Origin of the sequence: Promicromonospora soli, assembly GCF_014653785.1 — a bacterium.
Taxonomy (GTDB): domain Bacteria; phylum Actinomycetota; class Actinomycetes; order Actinomycetales; family Cellulomonadaceae; genus Promicromonospora; species Promicromonospora soli.
In genome coordinates this window covers 611482-631441 of record NZ_BNAS01000002.1, presented here as the reverse complement: position 1 = coordinate 631441, position 19960 = coordinate 611482, and the positions used below count along the sequence as shown (strand labels likewise).

General features: G+C 71.1%; 21 protein-coding genes and 1 riboswitch. Of the genes, 10 read left to right on the top strand and 11 right to left on the bottom strand.

The genetic code is table 11. The annotated features are described in order from the left end of the window. Positions 1 to 101: 101 nt before the first annotated feature. Positions 102 to 833, bottom strand: a complete 732-nt coding sequence (locus tag IE250_RS24940; RefSeq protein ID WP_308434119.1) for a C40 family peptidase — start codon at positions 831 to 833, stop codon at positions 102 to 104. A 1-nt stretch (position 834) separates the two neighbouring features. Then, positions 835 to 1032: riboswitch (cyclic di-AMP (ydaO/yuaA leader) on the bottom strand. Between the two features lie 163 nt (positions 1033 to 1195). Between IE250_RS24940 and IE250_RS08635 the strand changes: the two genes are divergently transcribed. Next, entirely contained in the window at positions 1196 to 2089 is an 894-nt protein-coding gene (locus tag IE250_RS08635; protein WP_189668850.1) for a hypothetical protein, read from the top strand. Positions 2090 to 2252: 163 nt separating this feature from the next. Further along, complete coding sequence (locus IE250_RS08630; RefSeq protein ID WP_229872276.1) at positions 2253 to 3296, top strand: S8 family serine peptidase; 1044 nt, start codon at positions 2253 to 2255, stop codon at positions 3294 to 3296. A 94-nt stretch (positions 3297 to 3390) separates the two neighbouring features. Here the strand turns inward: IE250_RS08630 and IE250_RS08625 are convergent, their stop codons facing one another. Both IE250_RS08625 and IE250_RS08620 read right to left on the bottom strand, forming a co-directional pair. Beyond that, positions 3391 to 4074 (bottom strand): C40 family peptidase, encoded by a 684-nt coding sequence (locus IE250_RS08625; RefSeq protein WP_189668848.1) that lies wholly within the window; start codon positions 4072 to 4074, stop codon positions 3391 to 3393. 356 nt (positions 4075 to 4430) lie between these two features. Then, positions 4431 to 4877: an SRPBCC family protein gene (locus IE250_RS08620; protein WP_189668847.1), complete on the bottom strand. Its 447-nt coding sequence runs from the start codon at positions 4875 to 4877 to the stop codon at positions 4431 to 4433. A 152-nt stretch (positions 4878 to 5029) separates the two neighbouring features. Here IE250_RS08620 and IE250_RS08615 point away from each other — a divergent pair, with 152 nt between their 5' ends. Both IE250_RS08615 and IE250_RS08610 read left to right on the top strand, forming a co-directional pair. After that, positions 5030 to 6139, top strand: a complete 1110-nt coding sequence (locus IE250_RS08615) for a winged helix DNA-binding domain-containing protein (protein ID WP_189668846.1) — start codon at positions 5030 to 5032, stop codon at positions 6137 to 6139. Between the two features lie 67 nt (positions 6140 to 6206). Beyond that, on the top strand, positions 6207 to 6725 hold the full coding sequence (locus IE250_RS08610) for a GNAT family N-acetyltransferase (RefSeq protein WP_189668845.1): 519 nt from the start codon (positions 6207 to 6209) through the stop codon (positions 6723 to 6725). A gap of 38 nt (positions 6726 to 6763) precedes the next feature. On the opposite strand, the gene IE250_RS08605 is transcribed toward IE250_RS08610, so the two are convergent. The 6 genes from IE250_RS08605 to IE250_RS08580 all read right to left on the bottom strand — a co-directional run bounded on the left by IE250_RS08605 (position 6764) and on the right by IE250_RS08580 (position 11557). Next, positions 6764 to 7498: a GH25 family lysozyme gene (locus IE250_RS08605; protein ID WP_229872275.1), complete on the bottom strand. Its 735-nt coding sequence runs from the start codon at positions 7496 to 7498 to the stop codon at positions 6764 to 6766. Then, positions 7495 to 8013, bottom strand: a complete 519-nt coding sequence (locus IE250_RS08600) for a mycothiol transferase (protein ID WP_189668844.1) — start codon at positions 8011 to 8013, stop codon at positions 7495 to 7497. The genes IE250_RS08605 and IE250_RS08600 overlap by 4 nt, the downstream gene beginning before the upstream one ends. 88 nt (positions 8014 to 8101) lie before the next feature. Beyond that, the gene (locus tag IE250_RS08595) at positions 8102 to 8608 is read right to left on the bottom strand and encodes an FBP domain-containing protein (RefSeq protein ID WP_189668843.1); all 507 of its coding nucleotides are present in this window, start codon (positions 8606 to 8608) and stop codon (positions 8102 to 8104) included. Between the two features lie 608 nt (positions 8609 to 9216). Further along, positions 9217 to 10116 (bottom strand): SDR family NAD(P)-dependent oxidoreductase, encoded by a 900-nt coding sequence (locus tag IE250_RS08590; protein WP_189668842.1) that lies wholly within the window; start codon positions 10114 to 10116, stop codon positions 9217 to 9219. A gap of 83 nt (positions 10117 to 10199) precedes the next feature. Further along, positions 10200 to 10562 carry a DUF3817 domain-containing protein gene (locus tag IE250_RS08585; protein ID WP_189668841.1) on the bottom strand — a complete coding sequence of 121 codons (363 nt, stop codon included), beginning with the start codon at positions 10560 to 10562 and terminating at the stop codon, positions 10200 to 10202. Positions 10563 to 10636: 74 nt separating this feature from the next. Next, the gene (locus tag IE250_RS08580) at positions 10637 to 11557 is read right to left on the bottom strand and encodes a DMT family transporter (RefSeq protein ID WP_189668840.1); all 921 of its coding nucleotides are present in this window, start codon (positions 11555 to 11557) and stop codon (positions 10637 to 10639) included. On the opposite strand from IE250_RS08580, the gene IE250_RS08575 reads away from it, so the two are divergent. Continuing rightward, positions 11556 to 12968, top strand: coding sequence for an aminotransferase-like domain-containing protein (locus tag IE250_RS08575; RefSeq protein ID WP_189668839.1), 1413 nt, complete (start codon positions 11556 to 11558; stop codon positions 12966 to 12968). The two genes, IE250_RS08580 and IE250_RS08575, sit on opposite strands and share 2 nt — an antisense overlap. A 9-nt stretch (positions 12969 to 12977) precedes the next feature. On the opposite strand, the gene IE250_RS08570 is transcribed toward IE250_RS08575, so the two are convergent. Further along, entirely contained in the window at positions 12978 to 13307 is a 330-nt protein-coding gene (locus IE250_RS08570) for a TfoX/Sxy family protein (RefSeq protein ID WP_189668838.1), read from the bottom strand. 24 nt (positions 13308 to 13331) lie between these two features. Then, complete coding sequence (locus tag IE250_RS08565; RefSeq protein WP_229872274.1) at positions 13332 to 13859, bottom strand: nitroreductase family deazaflavin-dependent oxidoreductase; 528 nt, start codon at positions 13857 to 13859, stop codon at positions 13332 to 13334. Positions 13860 to 13947: 88 nt separating this feature from the next. Here IE250_RS08565 and IE250_RS08560 point away from each other — a divergent pair, with 88 nt between their 5' ends. From IE250_RS08560 to IE250_RS08540, 5 genes are all read left to right on the top strand, one after another. After that, positions 13948 to 16932 (top strand): glycoside hydrolase family 2 TIM barrel-domain containing protein, encoded by a 2985-nt coding sequence (locus IE250_RS08560; RefSeq protein ID WP_189668836.1) that lies wholly within the window; start codon positions 13948 to 13950, stop codon positions 16930 to 16932. Positions 16933 to 17012: 80 nt separating this feature from the next. After that, positions 17013 to 18128, top strand: a complete 1116-nt coding sequence (locus tag IE250_RS08555; RefSeq protein ID WP_229872317.1) for a mannonate dehydratase — start codon at positions 17013 to 17015, stop codon at positions 18126 to 18128. Positions 18129 to 18188: 60 nt separating this feature from the next. After that, positions 18189 to 18797 (top strand): DinB family protein, encoded by a 609-nt coding sequence (locus IE250_RS08550; RefSeq protein WP_189668834.1) that lies wholly within the window; start codon positions 18189 to 18191, stop codon positions 18795 to 18797. A 4-nt stretch (positions 18798 to 18801) separates the two neighbouring features. After that, on the top strand, positions 18802 to 19413 hold the full coding sequence (locus IE250_RS08545) for a GNAT family N-acetyltransferase (RefSeq protein ID WP_189668833.1): 612 nt from the start codon (positions 18802 to 18804) through the stop codon (positions 19411 to 19413). Between the two features lie 135 nt (positions 19414 to 19548). Beyond that, on the top strand, positions 19549 to 19953 hold the full coding sequence (locus IE250_RS08540) for a VOC family protein (RefSeq protein WP_189668832.1): 405 nt from the start codon (positions 19549 to 19551) through the stop codon (positions 19951 to 19953). Positions 19954 to 19960: the final 7 nt, after the last annotated feature.

The window sequence follows — 19960 nt, the reverse complement described above, 5'->3', positions numbered from 1 at the left end:
ACGCGGGCATGCGAAAGGCGCCGCCTCCGGCGTCGGGCGGAAACCCGATACGGAGGCGGCGCCTCGCGATGAGCTGCTTCGGCTCAGGTGACGCGGATGTCTCAGGTGACGCGGATGAACGTCGGGTTGTTCTGCCACATCTCGGTGTAGCGCACCGGCATGCCGGCGGCCCACGCCTCGATGACCATGCCGTCGCCCGCGTACAGGGCCACGTGGCCGGGCGTCCAGACGATGTCGCCGGGCTCGGGGTACGTGACCTGGTAGCCCGAGTTGAGCTGGGCCGTGGACTGGTGCGGGAGGTTGATGCCGAGCTGCGCGTAGACGTACGCGATGAGGCCCGAGCAGTCGAAACCGGTGGCCGGCGTGCTGCCGCCCAGCACGTACGTGATACCGAGGTAGTTGAAGGCGATGTTGACGGCCTGCGTGCCAACGGGGACCGGGTCCGGCGCGTCGACCGAGACGACGGCGGGGGCTTCGCCCTTCTCGCCGTCGGCACCCGAGGTACCGAGTGCTTCCATCTCGATCGGCATCTTTGCGTCAGCCGGGACGGTCACGGTGGGGGCTCCCGCGACGGCCTGCCTGGCCACCGCGGTGAGGGAGTTGAGGTCCGTCGAGTTGATCTTCGCCGTCTTGACTTCGGTCTTCAGATCCATCGCCGGGGCCGCGTGGGCTGTCGTCGCGATGGTCGAGATCAGAACGCCACCTGCTGCTGCGGCGATGGCGCCGCGACGGGCGACGGTGCCGGCGTTCTCGGTGGCGGTACGGGCGAGGATGGTCAGCGGTGTCATGGCCGGCCGGCTGTCACGATGCCGGCCGCGAATGGAGTTCGTCACCTAATGTCTCCTGTACCGCCTGCGAGGTCAGCTGTCGGGTTCGGGTGGGAGTAAACACCCGGCCGCACGGCTACTTGGGGGGTACCGCTCGGCTTCACCCCTAGGACGACGATCCTGCTGTCGCCCGGGAAGTGGGTCCCCCGCTCCTGTCTCGAACGTCTGGTCATGAACCGGTGACAGGATTCGGCGTCCGGCTCACGACTCCACCGTTGCAGTGGAGCAAAAGTCAAAGTACACACCTTCGCCGAAAAAGTCACGATCGGGTTACACATTACGGTCTGACCCAACGAAGGCGCAGATTTACCCCGTTCCGGACGTCAGGGGTTATGGCCGACATCACACTTCCGATACCGTTCGGCGGCATGGCTGAATCGGAGTACCGCATCTCCGCCTGGTGGGTACTTCCCATCAGCGCGATCGTCTGGTGGGCCTGCGGCTTCCTGCCCTGGCTCCTGCAAATGTTCTACCAGGTCACCGGCCTGGCAGAGGCGCCGACCGGGGCGGCCGACGGGTTTCTGCCGCTCCCCGTCATGGCCGACGACGGCGCGGTCGGCGTGGTGGTCATGGCCCTCATCGGTGGCCTCCTCGCCGGCGTCACCTCCCGCATGCCCGCCTCAGGCGGCGCGGGCGCGGGTGCCGCGATCACTGGGACCCTGCTTGCGATGGCCGCCACGGGCGGTGCCTCCTGGTGGCTCGCATCGCGCGAGGCGGTTCCCGACGACGCCATGCCGCTCGGGATGCTCGTCGTCGCCGGGGCCTCAGGGATCGTCGGCCTCGGCATCGGGCTCCTTGCGGCTCTCGGGCCGGCCGCCCTGCGTGGCCTGGCCCTCGCCCTGCCGGTAGTGCTCCTCGACGGTTGGTTCTGGGGCCTGGTGCCGGGGAACCCGGTGTCTCCCGCCGGCACGTGGTGGGTCTTCGCGGTCGCACTCGGCGTCGCGTTCGGTCTCGCCGTGGACAGCAAGCCCATCGAGCTCCTGGGCTGGCTCCCCGCCGCCGGCGTCATATGGGTGCTGCAGGCGACCGGACCGGCCCTGCTGGCCGTGCAGGAGAACGTGTGGCCGGGCTCGGCGCTCACCGATGACCCCCTGCGGGCTGCTGGCATCGTCTGGGACGAGATCGCTGCTGCGGCGGTCGTGAGCGACGGGCACCTGCTCGGCGCCTGGGTGGTCGCACTGCTGCTCGGAGCGGCGATCGCGGCGCTCCGGCTCTCCCGGGAGGCGGCGGACGAGGGGGAGCTCTCCGAGGCCTGGGCCTGATCCGACAGGCTGTGCCACTACTGATTGCGATTGTGTAAATTTCACCCTCGACCCCACGCCAGACCTGTTCGGGGCCTGTCCAGTCCGCATAGGTTTGCCCCAGTTCGGGGGCAATCGGGCCTCTGTGCGAACAATGGGGGCTCATATGAATAGGAAGTCACTCGTGGGTGCCGCCACCTCCGCGGTGCTCGTCATGGCGGCGGTCGTCGCCGTGGCGCCGGGTGCTCAGGCCGCGACGAGCGATCCCTTGCGGGGCAAGCAGTGGGGCCTGGACCAGATCAACGCCGAGGCGGCCTGGGGGGCCAGCACCGGCAAGGGCGCGGTGGTGGCAGTGGTCGACACGGGCGTCGACTTCGACCAGCCCGACCTGGCGGGGCAGCTCCTGCCGGGCGCCACCTTCACCGGCTGCGCGGACGTGCGTCCGTGTGGCGAAGGGGACTTCAGGGGACCCGACGGCAAGAACAACGGCGACGAGCACGGTACGCACGTGGCAGGCATCGTCGCCGCCGCGGCGGACAACGGCATCGGCATCGCGGGTGTGGCGCCTGGCGCCAAGGTCCTCCCGGTGAAGGTCCTCGAAGCCGGGTCGGGTTCGTCGGAGGACATCGCGGACGGCATCCGCTGGGCGGCCGACAACGGCGCCGACGTCATCAACCTGTCTCTGGGCTCCGGCCCGGGCGCTCAGCTGCTGACGATCGTCGGTGTCGACACCCTCATGCGCGACGCCATCGCGTACGCCCGCACGCAGGGCGTGGTCACCGTGGCCGCGGCCGGCAACTCGTCGACCCCGCTCTGCAGCGACCCGGCGTTCAACAGCGTCGCGATCTGCGTCGGGGCCACCGACTCCGCCGGTATCCACTCGTACTACTCGGAGCTGCCGGTCAAGCTCGACCTGAAGAGCGTCTCGGCGCCCGGCGGTTCGGGCGGCCTGACCGGCTGCGACGGTGACGTCTGGTCCACGGTCCCCGTGGGCACCGGGTCGGCCACCTGCGGAGGCGGCAACTACGACTCCTACGCGGGCACGTCCATGGCGACGCCGCACGTGGCCGGGGTCGCGGCACTGCTCTACAGCCAGGGCCGGAGCATGGACGAGGTCGAGGACGCCATCCTCTACACCTCCCATGACCCGCTTCTGGGCCTCGACGGCCTGTGGACCCCGCTGTACGGGTTCGGCATCGTCGACGCCGCGGCTGCCGTCGCGTACTGACTCGTGGCTCTGCCGAAGTAGAGCGCCTGTCCGGGTCTCGACGGGCTCGACCATCGTTGGTCGAGCCGGTCGAGACCGGACAGGCGCTTCGGCATCAGTAGGGACGGATGTAGACCGCGTAGTCCTGCCACTGCGAGACGTAGCGCACGGGGCTGCCGTAGTTGGCTGCCTCGACCACCATGCCGTCGCCCGCGTACAGGGAGACGTGGCCCTGGGTCCACACGATGTCGCCGGGGATGGGCGACTCGACCTGGTAGCCCGCGCTCACCAGGGACGACGACGAGTGTGGCAGGTCGATTCCCAGCTGCGCGTACACGTACTTGATCAGGCCCGAGCAGTCGAACCCCGTGGCCGGCGACTCGCCGCCGTACGCGTAGGCGATGCCGATGTACTGCATGGCGATCGAGATGGCCTGGGCACCGATGGAACCGTCGGACACGTAGTCCGGAGTGGCCGGCTCGGCTTGCTCCACGGCCTCCGTGGTCTCGGCCACCGCGTAGGTGGCGGCCTCCGCGACTGGCTCCGGCTCGGGCTCAGGAGCGGGGGTGACCTTGACCGGCTTGCTCTCGAGGCTCAGCTTCGCGTCGTTCGCGACCTGCACTGCAGGCGCTGCCCGGAGCTCAGTGCGCGCGTCCTGCGTCAGTGCTGCCGTGTCGACGCTCGCGAGTCGGTTCGAACCGTCTCCTGCGACCGCGTGTGCGCTGGGTGCGAGCACCGTTGCGAGTAGTCCGGATGAGGCCGCGATCAGTGCGCCCGAGCGGGCTGCTGTGCGGGTCACGGCCAGGAAATGAGTGCTAGGAGCATGATCGGCGCGGTGTCGAGCGCGTCGGACGGTGGTACTCACCGAAGTTCTCCAAGTCGCCGGGTGCGTGGGCCCCTTACCGAACTGGGGAATGGGGGCCCGCGGTTGCGCCACTGGTGGCACAACGAAGCCGACGGTACATACGCGTAACGCCCTTGTCTCGATCAGATAACGGTTGTCGTGAATTACCGGGCGCGCCTAACAATGCGTAACTTTTCGACCAGATGCCTTTTCGCAGGCTAAGGGCCATTCTTGACGCCGATAAGACGCGATTGGCTGACGCTGTGTATCAAAGAAAGAAATGTTGCGACACGCCGGTCTCAAGCGGCGTGTCAGCCCTTGTCCCTGGCGCGAAGCTCCGATTCCGCCTTTATTCCGGCGAGCTCCGTGTCCACGAAATCCCGTGCCTTGGACCCCAGAACCAGGTTGGTCAGCCCGGCGAGCATCCCGCTCTGGGCGACGGCGAGCGTGACCTCGCACGCGTCGTCGGGCAGCGGGGCGATCTGGTGCGCCGCACTCGTCCGGACGCCAGGGCTGCTGCTCGACCAGGAGAAGCCGCGGCCCTCGGTGAGGCCGTCCACCTCCCAGATCGCCTTCGGGAGGCCCGGCTGCTCGATCTCGACCCTGGACCCGACGGCGATCGCCGGCTCGGGGCCGAGGATCGTCACGCGGCTCATGGAGCTGGTCCAGGCGGGCATGCGTTCGACGTCGGCCAGGACCTGCCAGACGACGTCGGCGGGTGCCTCGACGCGGGCGCTGGTGCGGTAGGCGTGTGCCACCGCCCCAGGTTACGCCGGGCTCGAGAGCAGGCGGCGCAACCCGGGGCGGTGGCGAGTTGCCAGGTCAGGAACCCGTCGAGAGCACGATGGTGACCGGGGCGCCCACGCGTGACCGGATGAGCGTGTCGGTGTCGTTCCGTAGTCTCGCGCTCATGGGCACCCATCGGCTCACCGTCCAGCAGGCACGCCGCATCGCGCTCCGTGCCCAGCTGCTCGACGCCCACCGGCCGGTCGACCTGGTGCACCTCGTGGAGGATCTGACGTTCCTCGCGGTGGATCCGACGTCGGCGGTGGCTCCGTCCGTGGACCTCGTTGCCTGGTCGCGGCTCGGGAACGAGTACTGGCTCGGTGCCGTCGACGACGCGATCGCGGACCGCATGCTGTTCCAGCTCCGGGGCACAGTGCGGTCGATGGCCGATCTGCCGCTGTACCTGGAGCAGATGGCGGGCTGGCCGCAGAACGAGACCATGCGGCAGTGGCTCGACGACAACGCCGGCTTCGAGCGGGACGTGCTGGCGCTGGTCGAGGCCGAGGGGCCGGTGCTCGCCAAGGACGTGCCGGACACGGCCCGGGTGCCGTTCACCTGGGGTGCCGACGGATGGAGCAGCAGGCGCAGCGTGGCCGAGATGCTCGAGGCGCTGAACATGCAGGGCAAGCTGGCGATGGTGGGCCGCAAGGGCAGGCAGCGGCTGTGGGACCTCGCGGAGCGCGTGTACCCGCAGGTCGAGGCGGTGCCGCTGGACGAGGCGCTCCGGGAGCGGGTGGACCGGAGGCTGGCCGCGGAGGGCATCGCGCGCAAGCGGGTGCAGGGCCGCTCGGGAGACGGCGTCTGGTGGGTGGACCTGCCTGGTGAGGTGGTCCAGGTCGAGGGAGTCGACGGCGAGTGGCGGGTCGACCCGGAGCTGCTGGAGCGGGCGGACGACGAGTTCGAACCCCGCACCGCGCTGCTGTCCCCGTTCGACGCGATGGCTGCCGACCGGCCGCGGCTCCTCGACCTTTTCGACTACGAGTACACGCTCGAGATGTACAAGCCGAAGGGCAAACGGCGTTGGGGTTACTTCGCGCTGCCGATCCTGCACGGGGAGCGGTTCGTCGGAAAGCTGGACGCCAAGGCGGACCGCAAGGAGAACGTGCTGAACGTCTTCGCGGTGCACGAGGACCTGCCGTTCGACGGGGCCATCATGGACGCCGTCCACGCCGAGCTCGAGCGGCTCGCGTCGTGGCTCGGGCTGGGCCGGGTCGACTACGCGAGAGACGCTTGATCCGCACATCACAAGATTGAAAGTTTCATCATCTTAGTTCTCAAGAAATGCGGATAACATCCGCGAGGTGACGTCTCAGATGATGGTCGATCTGGTTCCCGTAAACGAGGACGTACTTGAAGACCTCCTCACTCTGGCCGTGGCCGAGGCCCAGCCCGGTGAAGTGATGCCGCCGGCCTCCGGTGAGTCGCCCGGCGAGCCACGCACGACGTGGACCGAGCTCCGCAAGGGCGCCTTTCGCGAGTACCACCGGCGGTGCCGGGTCAACCCCCACGCCTTCGTGCCCGAGGTGACCTGGGCCGTCAAGGCCAGGGGCAGGATCGTGGGCGCGGCCCGCCTCGCGCTGGTCGACGGCGATCCGGAGGTGCGCGAGGTCGGCCTCTGGCTCGGCGAGTCGTACCGCGGGCAGGGCATCTCCAGCGAGGTGGCCTACTGGGCGGTCGCAGCGGCCCAGACCATGGACGCGAAACGCCTGGTCGCGCGCACGCTGGTGGGTTCGGCGGTAGCGCGGAGGTCCCTCGAGCGCATCGGCTTCGAGGTAGCGGATCGCGACGGCGGCCTGGTCGGCACCCTCACGCTGCCCTGAGGGCGCCCGCGGCATCGCTTCAAGAGCACGCCTCGAGCTCAGTCGAGGGTCAGAGCCTCGAGCTCCGTCCGCGTGCCCGCGAACACGTTGACGTCTATGTACGGCTCCACTCCGTCGTACCCGGGGAGCCGGTCGCGGTTCGAGTACTGCCAGATCGTCCAGTCGCGGCCGTCCGACAGCCGGGGCGCCCACACGACCGACCGGATCCAGATCGGCAGGTTTGGGTAGCGGTCCGCGAGGTACAGGTCGTACGCCTCGTCCGTGGCGTACACGATCGGCGGCACGCCGTAGTGCTCCTCGACGCCCGCGACGAGGGGATCGAGGATCGCGTGCACCTCGCCCGGCGTCGGACGGTCGTCGTAGAACGCACCGTAGAACTCGAGGTCGATGACGGGCGGGAGCGTGCCGGGCGTCGCCGGCACCTCGGCCGCCAGGTGCGCGGCCTGCTCCGCCCCTGAGCTCTCGAAGCTCATGAAGTGGTACGCCCCCACGAGCAGATCGGTCTTCATCGCGGCCGCCCAGTTCGCGGCGAACCGGGGGTCGGTGTGCGACGCACCTTCCGTGGCCTTGATCCACGCGAACTCGAGGTCCTGCTCCGCGAGCACGTCCCAGTCGATCTCGCCCTGGTAGTGCGAGACGTCCACGCCCCGCACGTCGTAGCCGGCCGCAAGGATCCGGTTGGGCCATACGACGCCGGCCGCGACCAGCACGCCGAGCACCGCCACGACGGCAACCCCGGCCGCCGTCGTCCACAGGCCTGTGCGCATCCTCATTCGCCGGTCTCGCCGTCGGCGAGCTCGACGGCGATGTCCAGGTGGCCCGCGTGGCGGGCGTACTCCTGCAGCACGTGGAAGCAGATCCACGCGAGCGTGGGCGGGTCCTTGGTGAATCGGCCGCCGAGCGCGGCCCGTTCCTCCAGGTCGTGCACCGCGAGCACCGCGCTGGTTGCGGTACCGCCCGTGTGCAGCGCCTCGAGCAGCTCGGCCAGGTCGACGTCGTCGGGCACGGTCCACGGTCCGTGGGGGTCCTGACCCACGTTGTCGCCCCACGGCCGATCCACCTGCTCCGCCAGGAACCCCCACCGGAACCAGCGCTGCTCCATGTGGACCAGGTGGATCAGCAGCTCGAGCGGCGACCAGCCGGACGGGAGCCGGGAGGCGCGCAGGTCGGCGTCGGACAGGCTGCGCAGCTTCCGGTCCACCGCCCACCGGTAGTAGTCCAGGTAGGAGGTGAACAGGGCCGCCGGGTCGGCTGAGTCGGGGCGCGGCTCGTGGCGGGAGAGGGGCACCCGACCAGGCTAGTCGGCACTCTGTCGGCGGCGCGAGCGGGTCGGACGCTCAGGCCACCGAAGGCGACCTGAGCGTCTGACCTGTGGCTCAGCGCGTGCTGCCGACCTCCGCGACGAACCTCGCCGCCCGCTCGCGCAGTCCAGCGATGCGCCGGTCGACGATCAGCTCACGCACGGCCGGGTCGTTGCCCGCCTCCGTGAACGTCGGCTTGCGCCGCACGTTCCGGGAGCAGCCGAACTCGGTGCAGATCAGCGTGCCGATCGTGTTCCCGTTGCGCCCCGAGGCGCCGCCGCGGCGGGCGACGTAGAGGGAGACGTCGTCGGTGACGACGACGTCCTCGCACCAGGCGCAAACGCCCTTGGTGCGCGCGCGGCCCGCCTTGGCGTCGGCGGCGCGCAGCAGCACGCCGGTCGGTTCGCCGTCGAGCTCGAGCACCACGTACGCGGACAACGGCGCCTTGCGGTCGTGCCACCCGATGTAGTCGAGGTGCTCCCAGTCGAGGGTGTCGAGGTCGGGCAGGGTCGCCTGTGCGGCTTCCCGCTTGCTCGCGTTCAGGAAGGACGCGCGGATCTGCTTCTCGGTCAAGGGATTCATGAGGGTCTCGGCTTCCGGTCGTTCGGATGCCGCCGGCCGGCGTCCACCGTCGCGAGAGCGTGCGCGACGGCGCCTCGGTCACCTGAAGCGGTCACCGGGCCGGCAAGCGGAAGGGCAGGGGGCGACGCCGCGCCCGCCCTCCGACGTCGGGCCGCATGGCACGCACCCGCCGAAGCGGTGGGTGCGGCATGCTGCCTTGCCAGATCAGAGAGTCGTGACGCGGGTCCCGGGTGTGCCCGAGCAGGCCTCGACGGCCGCCCCGCATCCCGCGGTGAGTGCCCGCATCTCTCGCTCCTCGTGTGATCCGTAGGTCGGCCGGGCACGATTGCCGCACAGCCGACCGGTCGATGCTACGACACGGACCCGGCCCGGTACACGTGCTTTCTCCACTGGCCGCTACCCGCCCCCGCGTGGTGGCTGCCCTCGACAGCGGCCGGTGGGCGCTGCCCCGTCTCAGACCCAGGTCGCGGTCGCGGGGTCGATGCCGTGGGCCGTTGGCCCACCGCCGCAGATGAGTGACGCGGTCCGGGAAGGGGGACGGGACCCATGTCGAAGGCAGGGTATGTATCGGTCATGACGCCAGCGTCAGCCCTCACGTGGCGTGAGGTTCAAGCCCGTACGGAAAATCCGGCGAGCCGGTCCGCCGCATCCCACAGCTCGCGCTCCCGCCCCGCGTCGTACGACTTGTCCGACGACGGCCCCACCCGCGTGCGGTTCACGTACGAGCCGGTCGGCGCCGCCACCCTGCCGAGGGCGACGTCGGCGAGCTGTCGTCCGGCGACGGACGCGCTGTTCGTCAGCGGGGTCAGGTTCAGCACGGGCAGGACCCGGCGCATGACGAAGCGGCTGACCGCGTCGGCGTCGCGGGCGAGACCCGTCGCGGGCACGAGGCCGGGGTTGAACGTGAGGACGTCTACGCCTGCCGGCAGCCGGCGTGCGTACTCGTGCGCGAGGTAGATCGTGCCGAGCTTGCTCGTGGAGTAGGCGCGCCGCCCGCCCGACGGCCGGTCCGACGCCGGGAACGCGCCCGTCCGGGCGAGCGCCTCGGGCGCCTGCCACCGGGGTGCGGGCACGAGGCCCAGGGTGTGCGCGAAGTCCCCGAAGTGGGTGTCGCTCGTCGTGATGACCAGGCGTGCCGGCGCGACGAAACGGTCCATCAGCGTCCGCAGCAGCACGTGGTTGGCCAGCACGTTCACTGTGAACGTCGCCTCGTACCCGTCGGCGCCCTTCGTGCGGGCGTTCGTGTACTGGATCCCCGCGTTGCCGACGAAGCCGCGCAGCGGCGGCAGCTCCCCGTCGTCCAGCCGCCGCGCGACGTCCGATGCGGCGGCTCGCACTTCCGCGAGGGAGCCGAGGTCGGCGGCGACGTGCGAGACGCGGGTGCGGTCGTCGTCGGGCGTGCCGCGGCTGATCACGACGAGGTGGGCCTCGGGGTCTTCCCGCAGGATGCGTGCCGCGGCGAAGCGGCCGATGCCGCGGGTCGCTCCGGTCATGACGATGGTGTGCATGGTGGCTCCAGGATGGCGAGAGGGCGTCCGCTGACACGGACCACGCTCCGTCGCCGAGGCCGTGTACCGGCGCTGACCGGCTCCTAGCGTGTCGGCTGCAGGTCCGCCGTCGTCCGTGCCGCCGCCTCGCGGTCGGCCGGTTCGGCGAGGTAGCCGGTCCGCTTGAGCCACCGCTCGGCGAGCAACGTGGTCAGCGGCGGGACCGACGCGGCGAGGGCCACCAGCGTGCGGAACCAGCCCCAGCGCAGCTTGATCGCCACGAACAGCGTGACCCCGACAAACAGCACGAACGCGCCCCCGTGGAGGCGGCCGAACAGCCACACCCCGGCCTCGGTGGTCTCCGCGACGTACTTGAGGAACATGCCGACCAGCAGTCCGGCCCAGGTGAACGCCTCGATCCAGGCGACGATGGCGAACAGGCGGCCGAGACGGGACATCGCGGGCATGCAGAACCTTCCGGAGGCGAGGCGGGCAGTCCCCTCAGTCTGCCCGACGCCGGACGATGCTCCGTGCCGCTCGGCTACCGCAGCCGGGTCCGGACAGCCGTGCCGGCACAGGCGATGACCGCCGCCGCGCCGAGCACCGTGGGCCACGTGAGCTGCTCGTGCAGGAGCAGCGCCGCCCAGCAGATGCTGAGCACCGGCTGGACCAGCTGGACCTGGCTGACCTGCGCCATCGGGCCGATCGCGAGCCCGCGGTACCAGGCAAAGAAGCCGAGGAACATGCTCACCACCCCGAGGTAGCCGAACAGCGCCCAGTCGAGCGGCGTGCCCGTGGGCGGGTCCTGCAGCAGCGCGACCCCGGTAAGCAACGCCATCGGGACGGCGGCGAGCACGAGCGCCCAGGAGATGGTCTGCCATGCGCCGAGCTCGCGGGCGAGCAGCCCGCCCTCCGCATAACCGATACCGCACGCGACGACCGCCCCGATGAGCAGCAGGTCCGCACCGTGCAGCCCGCCGAGCCCGCCGCCCCGTACGGCGGCGAAACCGACCGCCGCGACCGCGCCCAGCGACGCCGTCACCCAGAACGACGCGCGCGGACGCTCCCGCCCGCGCAGCACGGCCAGCACCGCCGTGACCGCGGGCAGCACCGCGATGACGACGACGCTGTGGCTCGCCGACGCCGTCGTGAGCGCGAACGAGGTGAGCACCGGGAAACCGACGACCACGCCGCCCGCGACGATCGCGAGCCGCGCCCACTGGGCGCCGCGGGGCAGTCGCTGGCGGGTGGCCGCCAGGGCGACGGCCGCGAGCACCGCCGCGACGACGGCCCGGCCGCAGGACACGAACAGCGGTGACATCCCGCCGCCGTCGACCACCATGCGGGTGAAGGGGACGGTGAGAGAGAAGGCCGCGACCCCGAGGAGGCCCCACCAGAGGCCGGCGCGCGAGGCGGATAGCGGCGGGGCCGCAAGGAGAGTAGCGCTACTATTGCCTGTCATGTATGACGATAGCAGTGCTCGCATCGTCGCCGGCCTTCACGAGTGGATGGCGACGGCTGCGCCGGGGGCCCGCCTCCCGTCCAGCCGGGCGCTCGTGGCGCAGTACGGGGCGAGCCCGGTCACAGTACAGAAGGCGCTGCGCACCCTGACGTCGCAGGGAGTGGTGGAGACTCGGCCGGGCGTCGGGACGTTCGTCCGGGCGGTGCGCGTGCCGCGCCCGCACGACTACGGCTGGCAGACGGCGGCCCTCGGTCCTCGGCCGAAGCCGGCCCAGCAGCTCGCCTCGGCCCTGCACACCTATCCGAACGACGTGATAGCGCTGCACTCGGGCTACCCGGACCGTGAGCTGCTGCCGGAGCGTCTGGTCCGTTCCGCCTTCCTCAGGGCCGCACGCAGCGACGCCGCCGTCACCAGGTCGCCTGCCGCGGGGGTCCCGGAGCTGCAGGCGTGGTTCGCGGCCGAGCTGGGCGCCGCTTCGCCCGTAGGTATCGCGCCGCCGACGCCGAGCGACGTCGTCGTCTTTCCCGGCAGCCAGACCAGCCTCAGCACGATCTTCCGTGCCCTTGTCGGCGCAGGCCGACCGCTACTGGTCGAATCGCCGACCTACTGGGGTGCGATCCTCGCGGCGGAGCAGGTAGGGGTCCGGCTCGTGCCGGTGCCCAGCGGCCCCCGCGGACCCGACCCGGACGAGCTCGCTCGCGCCTTCGCGCAGACCGGGGCGCGCGCACTCTACGCGCAGCCCCACTTCGCCAACCCGACCGGCGCCCGATGGTCGCCCGAGCTGTCGGACGAGGTGCTCCGGCTGGTGCGTGAGCACGGCGCGTTCGTGATCGAGGACGACTGGGCGCACGACTTCGGGATCACCCAGGACGTGGTCCCGCTCGCCGCCCGGGACGACGGCGGGCACGTGATCTACCTGCGCTCGCTGGCCAAGAGCGTCTCACCCGCGGTGCGCGTCGCAGGGCTCGTCGCCCGAGGCCCGGCCCGTGAACGGATCCTCGCTGACGCCCAGGCCGAGTCCATGTACGTGAGCGGCATGCTGCAGGCGGTGGCGCTCGACGTCGTGACCCAGCCGGCCTGGCGTACCCACCTGCGCGGCCTGCGCCAGCAGCTCGCGGCGCGGCGCGACCTGCTGCTCGGCGCGCTCCGGGAGCACGTCCCGGCCGCCCGGGTCGAGGCGGTGCCGCAGGGCGGCCTGAACCTCTGGGTGCGGCTCCCCGACACCATCGACGTCGCGCGCCTGGTCCGCGACTGCGAGGCGGCCGGCGTCATCGTGGCCGCCGGCGACGAGTGGTTCCCGGCGGAGCCGACCGGTGCCTACCTGCGGCTCAACTACTCGGGGCCGAACCCGGGGGCGTTCCCGGAGGGCGCGCGCGTGCTGGGGGAGACGCTGGCGCAGCAGTCGGGCTAGCCCGCTGAGCTACTTGGGCGGCAGCGAGCGGGCGTAGCCGACTCCGCGCCGCACCCACGCCGAGAGCTCCGCCTCGGTGCCGAGGCTGTCGGCTCCGACATCCAGCCAGCCCGTCATGACTCGCGCGCCCATCATCGCGCGGGTGGCGGCCGTGGTGCGCACCAGCTCTTCGGCGGCGTCGGCCCCGACTCGCACGATGATCCCCGAGCCCCGCACTCCCACCGCGAGGTGGCCGTTGACCAGGAACGCCAGCCCGCCGAACATGCGCCGTTCGGTCAGCTCGGGCTCGCCGTCCAGGACGCTCCGGATCTCGTCCGCGAGGGCCAGGTCGTATGCCATGAGCTCGAGGCTACGCTCGCCGTCTCACTGCTTTCGCGCGGCGCGCGGGTCCGGCCCGGCGTCGTCGGCGAGCGGCTGCAGGAGGAACAGGCGCACCACCCGGCCGGACTCCCGCTCGTAGGAGCGGTAGCCCGGCCACTGGGCCTCGATCCGGGCCCAGGCGGCCTCGCGCTCGTCGTCGGCCTTGATGGGCGTCGCCCGGACCGGCATCCGCCGGCCACGCACACTGATGCTCGCGTCCGGGTGCGCCAGCAGGTTGTAGGTCCACGCCGGGTGCCGCTGCCGACCGAACGACGTGCCCGCCACGATCGCCCGGCCCTGCCCGTCGGGCGTGTACATCAGGTACGTGTCACGCGGTTCCCCCGACCGCGCGCCCGTCGAGTGCAGGACGAGGGACGGCACAAGCACCGCGCTGAGCTGGAACCGGCCACGCGAGAGCCACGCGAGCGCCCGTTCGGCGGGCGGCAGCAGCACGGGCCCGGCGGCGCGGAAAGCCCGTGTGCGCGTCAACGGGGCGAGCACTGAGCGGACGCGATGCACAACGATGGACACTCGCCCATTCTGTGCCGTGCTGGGTTGTAACGTCGCGATCGACGCTTGCGCGTTTGCACTTCCCCACCCGACGCCGCCTGGAGGAGTCATGAGCATCACCCACGAGTCCGTCGTCACGCCGGACGGCGTCGTCGCGTCGCGGTTCCGGCCACCGACCGGCGCCTCCAGCGCTGCCACCGTGTCGCTCGACGGCGACTGGCGATTCCGGCTGTTCCCCCACGCCGACACCGGTGTGGACCGCGCGGAGCCGGGCGACGACTGGGACCGCCTGGCGGTGCCCGGGCACTGGCAGCTCGCAGGGGCCCCGCACTCCTGGCCCTACGGGGTGCCGGAGTACAACAACGTGGTCTACCCGTTCCCGATCGAGCCGCCGCACGTGCCCGACGAGAACCCGACGGGTGAGTACCGCACGACGCTTCGGCTGCCCGCGGACTGGCCCGACGGCGGCCGCACCCTGCTGCGCTTCGAGGGCGTGGACTCCTGGTTCCAGGTGGCGCTCGACGGCGAGCTGCTCGCTACCTCGCACGGCTCCCGCCTGCCCACCGAGATCGACCTCACCGACCGGCTCCGGAGGGGCGGCGAGCACCTGCTGGCCGTCCGCGTCACCAAGTGGTCGGCCATGTCGTACATCGAGGACCAGGACCAGTGGTGGCTCTCTGGCATCTTCCGCAGCGTCACGCTGGAGCACCGTCCCGACGGTGCCCTCGACGACGTGCGCGTGCGCGCGGACTACGACCATGCGACCGGCGTCGGAACGCTGCGGGTGAACGCCGCGACCGTCGTGGCCGGACCGGGTGTGGTGGTCGCACGGGTGTCGGTGCCCGAGCTCGGCGTCGAGGCGTCGGTCGGCGAGGAGCTGCGCGTGCCGGTCGAGCCGTGGAGCGCCGAACGGCCGCGGCTCTACGACGTCGTCGTCTCGACCGACACCGAGACGGTGACCCTCGCCGTCGGCTTCCGCACGGTCTCGATCGAGGCCGGCGTGTTCCTCGTCAACGGGCGGCCGATCAAGCTGCGTGGCGTCAACCGGCACGAGTTCGACCCGCTGCGCGGACGCGCCGTGACCCCCGAGCGGATGCTCGAGGACGTGCTGCTCATGAAGCGGCACCACATCAACGCCGTCCGGACGAGCCACTACCCGCCGCACCCCCACTTCCTGGACCTGTGCGACCGCTACGGGCTCTACGTCATCGACGAGAACGACCTGGAGACGCACGGCTTCGAGGACAACGAGGGCTGGCTCGGCAACCCGGTCGACGACCCCGACTGGACCGAGGTGCTGGTCGACCGCGCCACCAGGATGGTGCGCCGCGACGCCCATCACCCGAGCATCATCATGTGGTCGCTCGGCAACGAGGCGGGGGTCGGCCGCAACCTCGCCGCCATGGCCGACGCCGTCCGGGAGCTCGACCCGAGCCGGCCCATCCACTACGAGGGCGACCGGTCGAGCGACCACCTCGACGTGTACTCGCGCATGTACGCCGCTACCGAGGAGGTGGCGCTGATCGGCCAGGGCATCGAGGAGCCGCTCGAGCGCGCCGACGCCGACGCCCGCCGTCGGGCCATGCCGTTCGTCCTGTGCGAGTACGCGCACGCGATGGGCAACGGCCCAGGCGGCCTGGCCGACTACGACGCGCTCTTCGACCGGTACCCCCGCCTGCTCGGCGGCTTCATCTGGGAATGGATCGACCACGGCCTGACCCGCGCCGACGCCGACGGGGTGCTGTTCTCGGCGTACGGCGGCGACTTCGGCGAGCGCATCCATGACGGCACCTTCATCGCCGACGGCCTGCTCCTGCCGGACCGCACGCCCTCGCCCGGGCTCCTCGAGGCGGCGGCGGTCTTCGCGCCGATCCGCATCGACGTCCGGCCCGACGGCTCGCTGCTCGTCCGCAACCGCTATGCGTTCCGCGACACGAGCCACGTCGAGCTCCGCTGGACGCTGCACCGCGGCGAGGAGGAGCTCTCCTCGGGCACGCTCGACCTGGTGCTCGACGCGGGAACCGAGGCGGTGGTGCGGCCGCCTGCCGACCTGCCGCTGCCGGAGCCGGGCGAGGCGCCGGTCTGGTGGACCGTGCAGGCGGTCCAGGAGAAGGCGGACGCGCTGGAGGACGCGTGGCTCGAGCCCGGCTTCGTGCTCGGCGCCGGCCAGCTCCTCCTGGTGGAGCCGGCGCCGCTCTCGGCTCCGGCCGGCCAGGTGACCGTGGAGGCTGACGGCGGGTACCGGGCCGGCCCGGCGCTCTTCGACAGCCGGGGCGACCTCCGCTCGCTCGCGGGCCGCGCCGTGCACACGTTCCGGGTCGACGCCTGGCGGGCACCGATCGACAACGACCACACGGGAGGCTTCTGGCGCGAGCCGTCCGACGAGAAGACGTGGCGCGACGTGGGCCTGCACCTGCTCGCCGAGCGCAAGGCCGGCGTCGGCGTCAGCGGGGACGGGGCACTGGAGATCGACGCGCGCATCGCGGGGCCGACGACGCGCACCGGCTTCGCCACGCGCTACCGCTGGCAGCCGGTCACCGACGCGCCCGACGCCGTGGACCTGCTCCTCGACATCCAGCCGGAGGGCCGGTGGCCGGAGAGCGTCGCCCGGCTCGGGGTGCTGCTCGCTCTCGACGAGCCGCGGGCCGCGGAGACGGGCGTGCGGTGGGCCGGCCTCGGCCCGGACGAGTCGTACGCGGACTCCAGGAAGGCGGCTCTCGGAGGTGCGTGGCAGCACACCGTCGCCGACTGGCAGACCCGGTACACCCACCCGCAGGAGAACGGTGCGCGGCGCGGTGTCACGAGCGCGGTCCTCTCCTTCGCGGACGGCTCGGGCCTGCGGATCGACGCCGGTGAGGTGTCGGTCGGTGCCCGCTCGCAGGTCGGGTTCGAGCTCTCGCTCCGTCCGTGGTCCGACGAGGCGCTGGACCGCGCGGCGCATCCGCACGAGCTCGTGCCGGACGGCCGGCTGTGGCTGCACATCGACGCCGCCCAGCACGGCGTCGGCAGTGCCGCCTGCGGGCCCGGCGTCCTGCCGAACGCGCAGCTCCACGCCGCGCCCGTCCGGATGCGGCTGCGTCTTACCGCGTTCTGAACATCGTGCACCCGCCAGGGCGGGCATGATGTATACAAGAACGCTATACAAGGACGACGACGAGGAGAGACGCCGTGAAGATGGGCTTCCGCTGGTACGGCGAGGGCAACGACACCGTGACCCTGGATCACGTGCGCCAGATCCCTGGCGTGGAGACCATCGTGTGGAGCCTGCACCACAAGCAGGCCGGTGAGGTGTGGGAGCAGGCGGAGATCGACGCCGAGGTCGCGCGCATCACCGGCCTGTCGGACGAGGCGCGCGCCAAGGGCGTGACGCGGACGTTCGACGCCGAGGTGGTCGAGTCCGTGAACGTCCACGAGTCGATCAAGCTGGGTCGGACCGTCCTGGGGCTGAGCCGGGACGAGGCGATCGAGAACTACATCACGACGATCCGTCGTCTCGGCCGGGCGGGCGTGAAGGTCGTCTGCTACAACTTCATGCCCGTCTTCGACTGGCTGCGCACCGACCTGTGGCACCCGCTGCCCGACGGCTCGACCGCGCTGTACTACGAGAAGGCCGTCGTCGACCAGATGTCGCCCGAGTCCCTCATCGCCGACATGGAGGCGAACACCCACGGGCTCACGCTCCCGGGCTGGGAGCCGGAGCGGCTGGCGAGCTTCAGCGAGCTCAACGCGGCGTACCAGGGCGTGACCCATGACGACATGTACGCGAACTACCGGTACTTCCTCGAGGCGGTCATCCCCACCTGCGAGGAGTACGACGTCAAGCTGGGTGTGCACCCGGACGACCCGCCGTTCGACGTCTTCGGCTGGCCGCGTGTCGTCTCGACCAAGAAGGGTCTGGCTCGGGTGCTCGACCTGCACCCGAGCCCGCACCACGGCCTGACGCTGTGCCTGGGCAGTTTCTCCGCCAATCCCGAGCAGGACGCCGTCGACGCGGTGCGCACGTTCATGGACCGCATCCACTTCACGCACGTGCGCAACATCAAGCACTTCGACAACGGTGACTTCACGGAGGTCGCGCACCGCGCGTCCGAGGGCAGCGTCGATACGACGGGGATCATGCGGGCCTACGCCGAGGCCGACTACCAGGGTTACGTCCGGCCGGACCACGGCCGGCACCTGTGGGACGAGAACACCACGAACAAGCCCCGGCCGGGATACGGCCTGTACGACCGGGCGCTCGGCATCCAGTACCTCCTCGGCGCGTGGGACGCGTTCCGCTACCAGGGGTGACCGTCGGCGCAGGCCGATTTACCGTGGCGGGCGGCTCCGGCACGGGTCCACGATGTTCGTATGGAGCCACGAGAGCAGGCCGAAGAGTCCCACGCGACGCGCTGGACCCAGGCGACCGTCTTCCCCGACATGTGGACCGACCCCGACGACGACCCCCGCGAGGCCGACGCCACGCACAGCGACGAGCGCAGCATGCTGCTCGACTACCTCCGCTACTACCGGCTCACCCTGGAGATGAAGTGCGCGGGGCTCGACGCCGAGCAGCTCGCCCGCCGGTCGGCACCGCCGTCCACGATGTCCCTGCTCGGGCTGGTGCGGCACCTCGCTGACGGCGAGCGGCACCTGCGCCGGGTGATGGCCGGCGAGGACGCGCCGGACCTGTACCGGACCGACGAGGACCGCGACGGTGACTGGAACGGCGCTGTCGCCGATCCGGCGGTCGTCGACGACGCCTGGCGACAGTGGCACGCCGAGATGGAGGCCACCGACCGGTACCTGGACGGTGTGTCCGACCTCGGAGCGTGGAACGCCGGCGTGTCCGACCTCGGGCCGGACGGCGCGGAGCTGCAGCTCCGGGACGGCCTGGTGTCGCAGATCGTCGAGTACGCGCGCCACTGCGGGCACGCCGACATCCTCCGTGAGCGGATCGACGGCCGGGTGGGCCAGTAGTCGCATGGCTGCCCCCGAAACGCGCGCGATAGTCGTCGTCCCCGCCAACGAGGTGTCGTGGGAGGACCTGCAGGCGGTGTTCGGGGAGCGCGGCACCCCGCACTGGTGCCAGTGCCAGTGGTTCAAGTTCCGCAACGCAGAGTTCGACGCCATGGACGTTCCCGAGCGGCAGGAGCGGTTCGCCGAGCAGACCGGGTGCGGGGACCCGGCGGCGCCCTCGACCAGCGGGCTGGTCGCTCTGGTGGACGGCGAGCCCGCCGGGTGGTGCGCGGTTGAACCACGCACCGCGTACCCCCGCCTGCGCACCTCCCGGCTCGTCTGGGCCGGCCGGGACGAGGACCGCGACGACGGCTCGGTGTGGTCCGTGACCTGCTTCGTCACGCGGAAGGGTTACCGGCGCCTGGGCGTCGGCACCGCGCTCGCGCAGGCCGCTGTCGGCTTCGCCCGCGACCGCGGGGCGAAGGCGGTCGAGGGCTACCCGCTGCTGCCGCGCGCCGACGGGCGTGTGGCAACCGGCGATCTCTACGTCGGGACCGTGGGCATGTTCGAGTCCGCGGGATTCACCGAGGTCAGTCGTCCGACGGAGCGCCGCGCGGTGATGCGGATCGCCACCTGAGGTCGCTCCGGACGCTCCCCGCGCACAGCCGTCGCGTTGCGCGTGTGCCCGACGGTGGGATTCTGGAAGTGTCCGGCTCCCCGTGGCACGTCCTGTGGTGCGGTCGCCGGCGCATCACAAAGGAGTGAGACAGCGATGGTCACTGTGCGACGTGTGGTTCCGACCTTCTCGACGAACGACCTCGACGCGACACGCGCGTTCTACGAGGACACGCTCGGATTGCGGGTGACGGCCCTCCCCGAAGGAGCAGGCCTGGCACTCAACCTGGACGGCGGCACCTCGGTCTTCGTCTACCCGAAGGAGAACCACCAGCCGGCGACGTTCACGATCATGCACCTGGAGGTCGAAGACGTCGACCAGGTGGTCGACGAGCTCACCGCCAAAGGTGTGACGTTCGAGCGGTACGAGGGGTTCGAGCAGGACGAGAAGGGCATCGTGCGCGGGTTCATGGAGGGCGGTGACGGCGCCTGGTTCACCGACCCGGCCGGCAACATCGTCGGACTCGCGGACGGTGATGGGATACGGGACCTCCTGGGCTAAAATCTTG

Coding starts and splice junctions, on each gene's coding strand:
- IE250_RS08580 (WP_189668840.1), bottom strand. CDS start 11,557: ATGACAGGCAATAGTAGCGCTACTCTCCTTGCGGCCCCGCCGCTATCC.
- IE250_RS08575 (WP_189668839.1), top strand. CDS start 11,556: ATGTATGACGATAGCAGTGCTCGCATCGTCGCCGGCCTTCACGAGTGG.
- IE250_RS08585 (WP_189668841.1), bottom strand. CDS start 10,562: ATGCCCGCGATGTCCCGTCTCGGCCGCCTGTTCGCCATCGTCGCCTGG.
- IE250_RS08635 (WP_189668850.1), top strand. CDS start 1,196: ATGGCTGAATCGGAGTACCGCATCTCCGCCTGGTGGGTACTTCCCATC.
- IE250_RS08605 (WP_229872275.1), bottom strand. CDS start 7,498: ATGAGGATGCGCACAGGCCTGTGGACGACGGCGGCCGGGGTTGCCGTC.
- IE250_RS08540 (WP_189668832.1), top strand. CDS start 19,549: ATGGTCACTGTGCGACGTGTGGTTCCGACCTTCTCGACGAACGACCTC.
- IE250_RS08590 (WP_189668842.1), bottom strand. CDS start 10,116: ATGCACACCATCGTCATGACCGGAGCGACCCGCGGCATCGGCCGCTTC.
- IE250_RS08560 (WP_189668836.1), top strand. CDS start 13,948: ATGAGCATCACCCACGAGTCCGTCGTCACGCCGGACGGCGTCGTCGCG.
- IE250_RS08570 (WP_189668838.1), bottom strand. CDS start 13,307: ATGGCATACGACCTGGCCCTCGCGGACGAGATCCGGAGCGTCCTGGAC.
- IE250_RS08545 (WP_189668833.1), top strand. CDS start 18,802: ATGGCTGCCCCCGAAACGCGCGCGATAGTCGTCGTCCCCGCCAACGAG.
- IE250_RS08615 (WP_189668846.1), top strand. CDS start 5,030: ATGGGCACCCATCGGCTCACCGTCCAGCAGGCACGCCGCATCGCGCTC.
- IE250_RS08595 (WP_189668843.1), bottom strand. CDS start 8,608: ATGAATCCCTTGACCGAGAAGCAGATCCGCGCGTCCTTCCTGAACGCG.
- IE250_RS08550 (WP_189668834.1), top strand. CDS start 18,189: ATGGAGCCACGAGAGCAGGCCGAAGAGTCCCACGCGACGCGCTGGACC.
- IE250_RS08555 (WP_229872317.1), top strand. CDS start 17,013: ATGGGCTTCCGCTGGTACGGCGAGGGCAACGACACCGTGACCCTGGAT.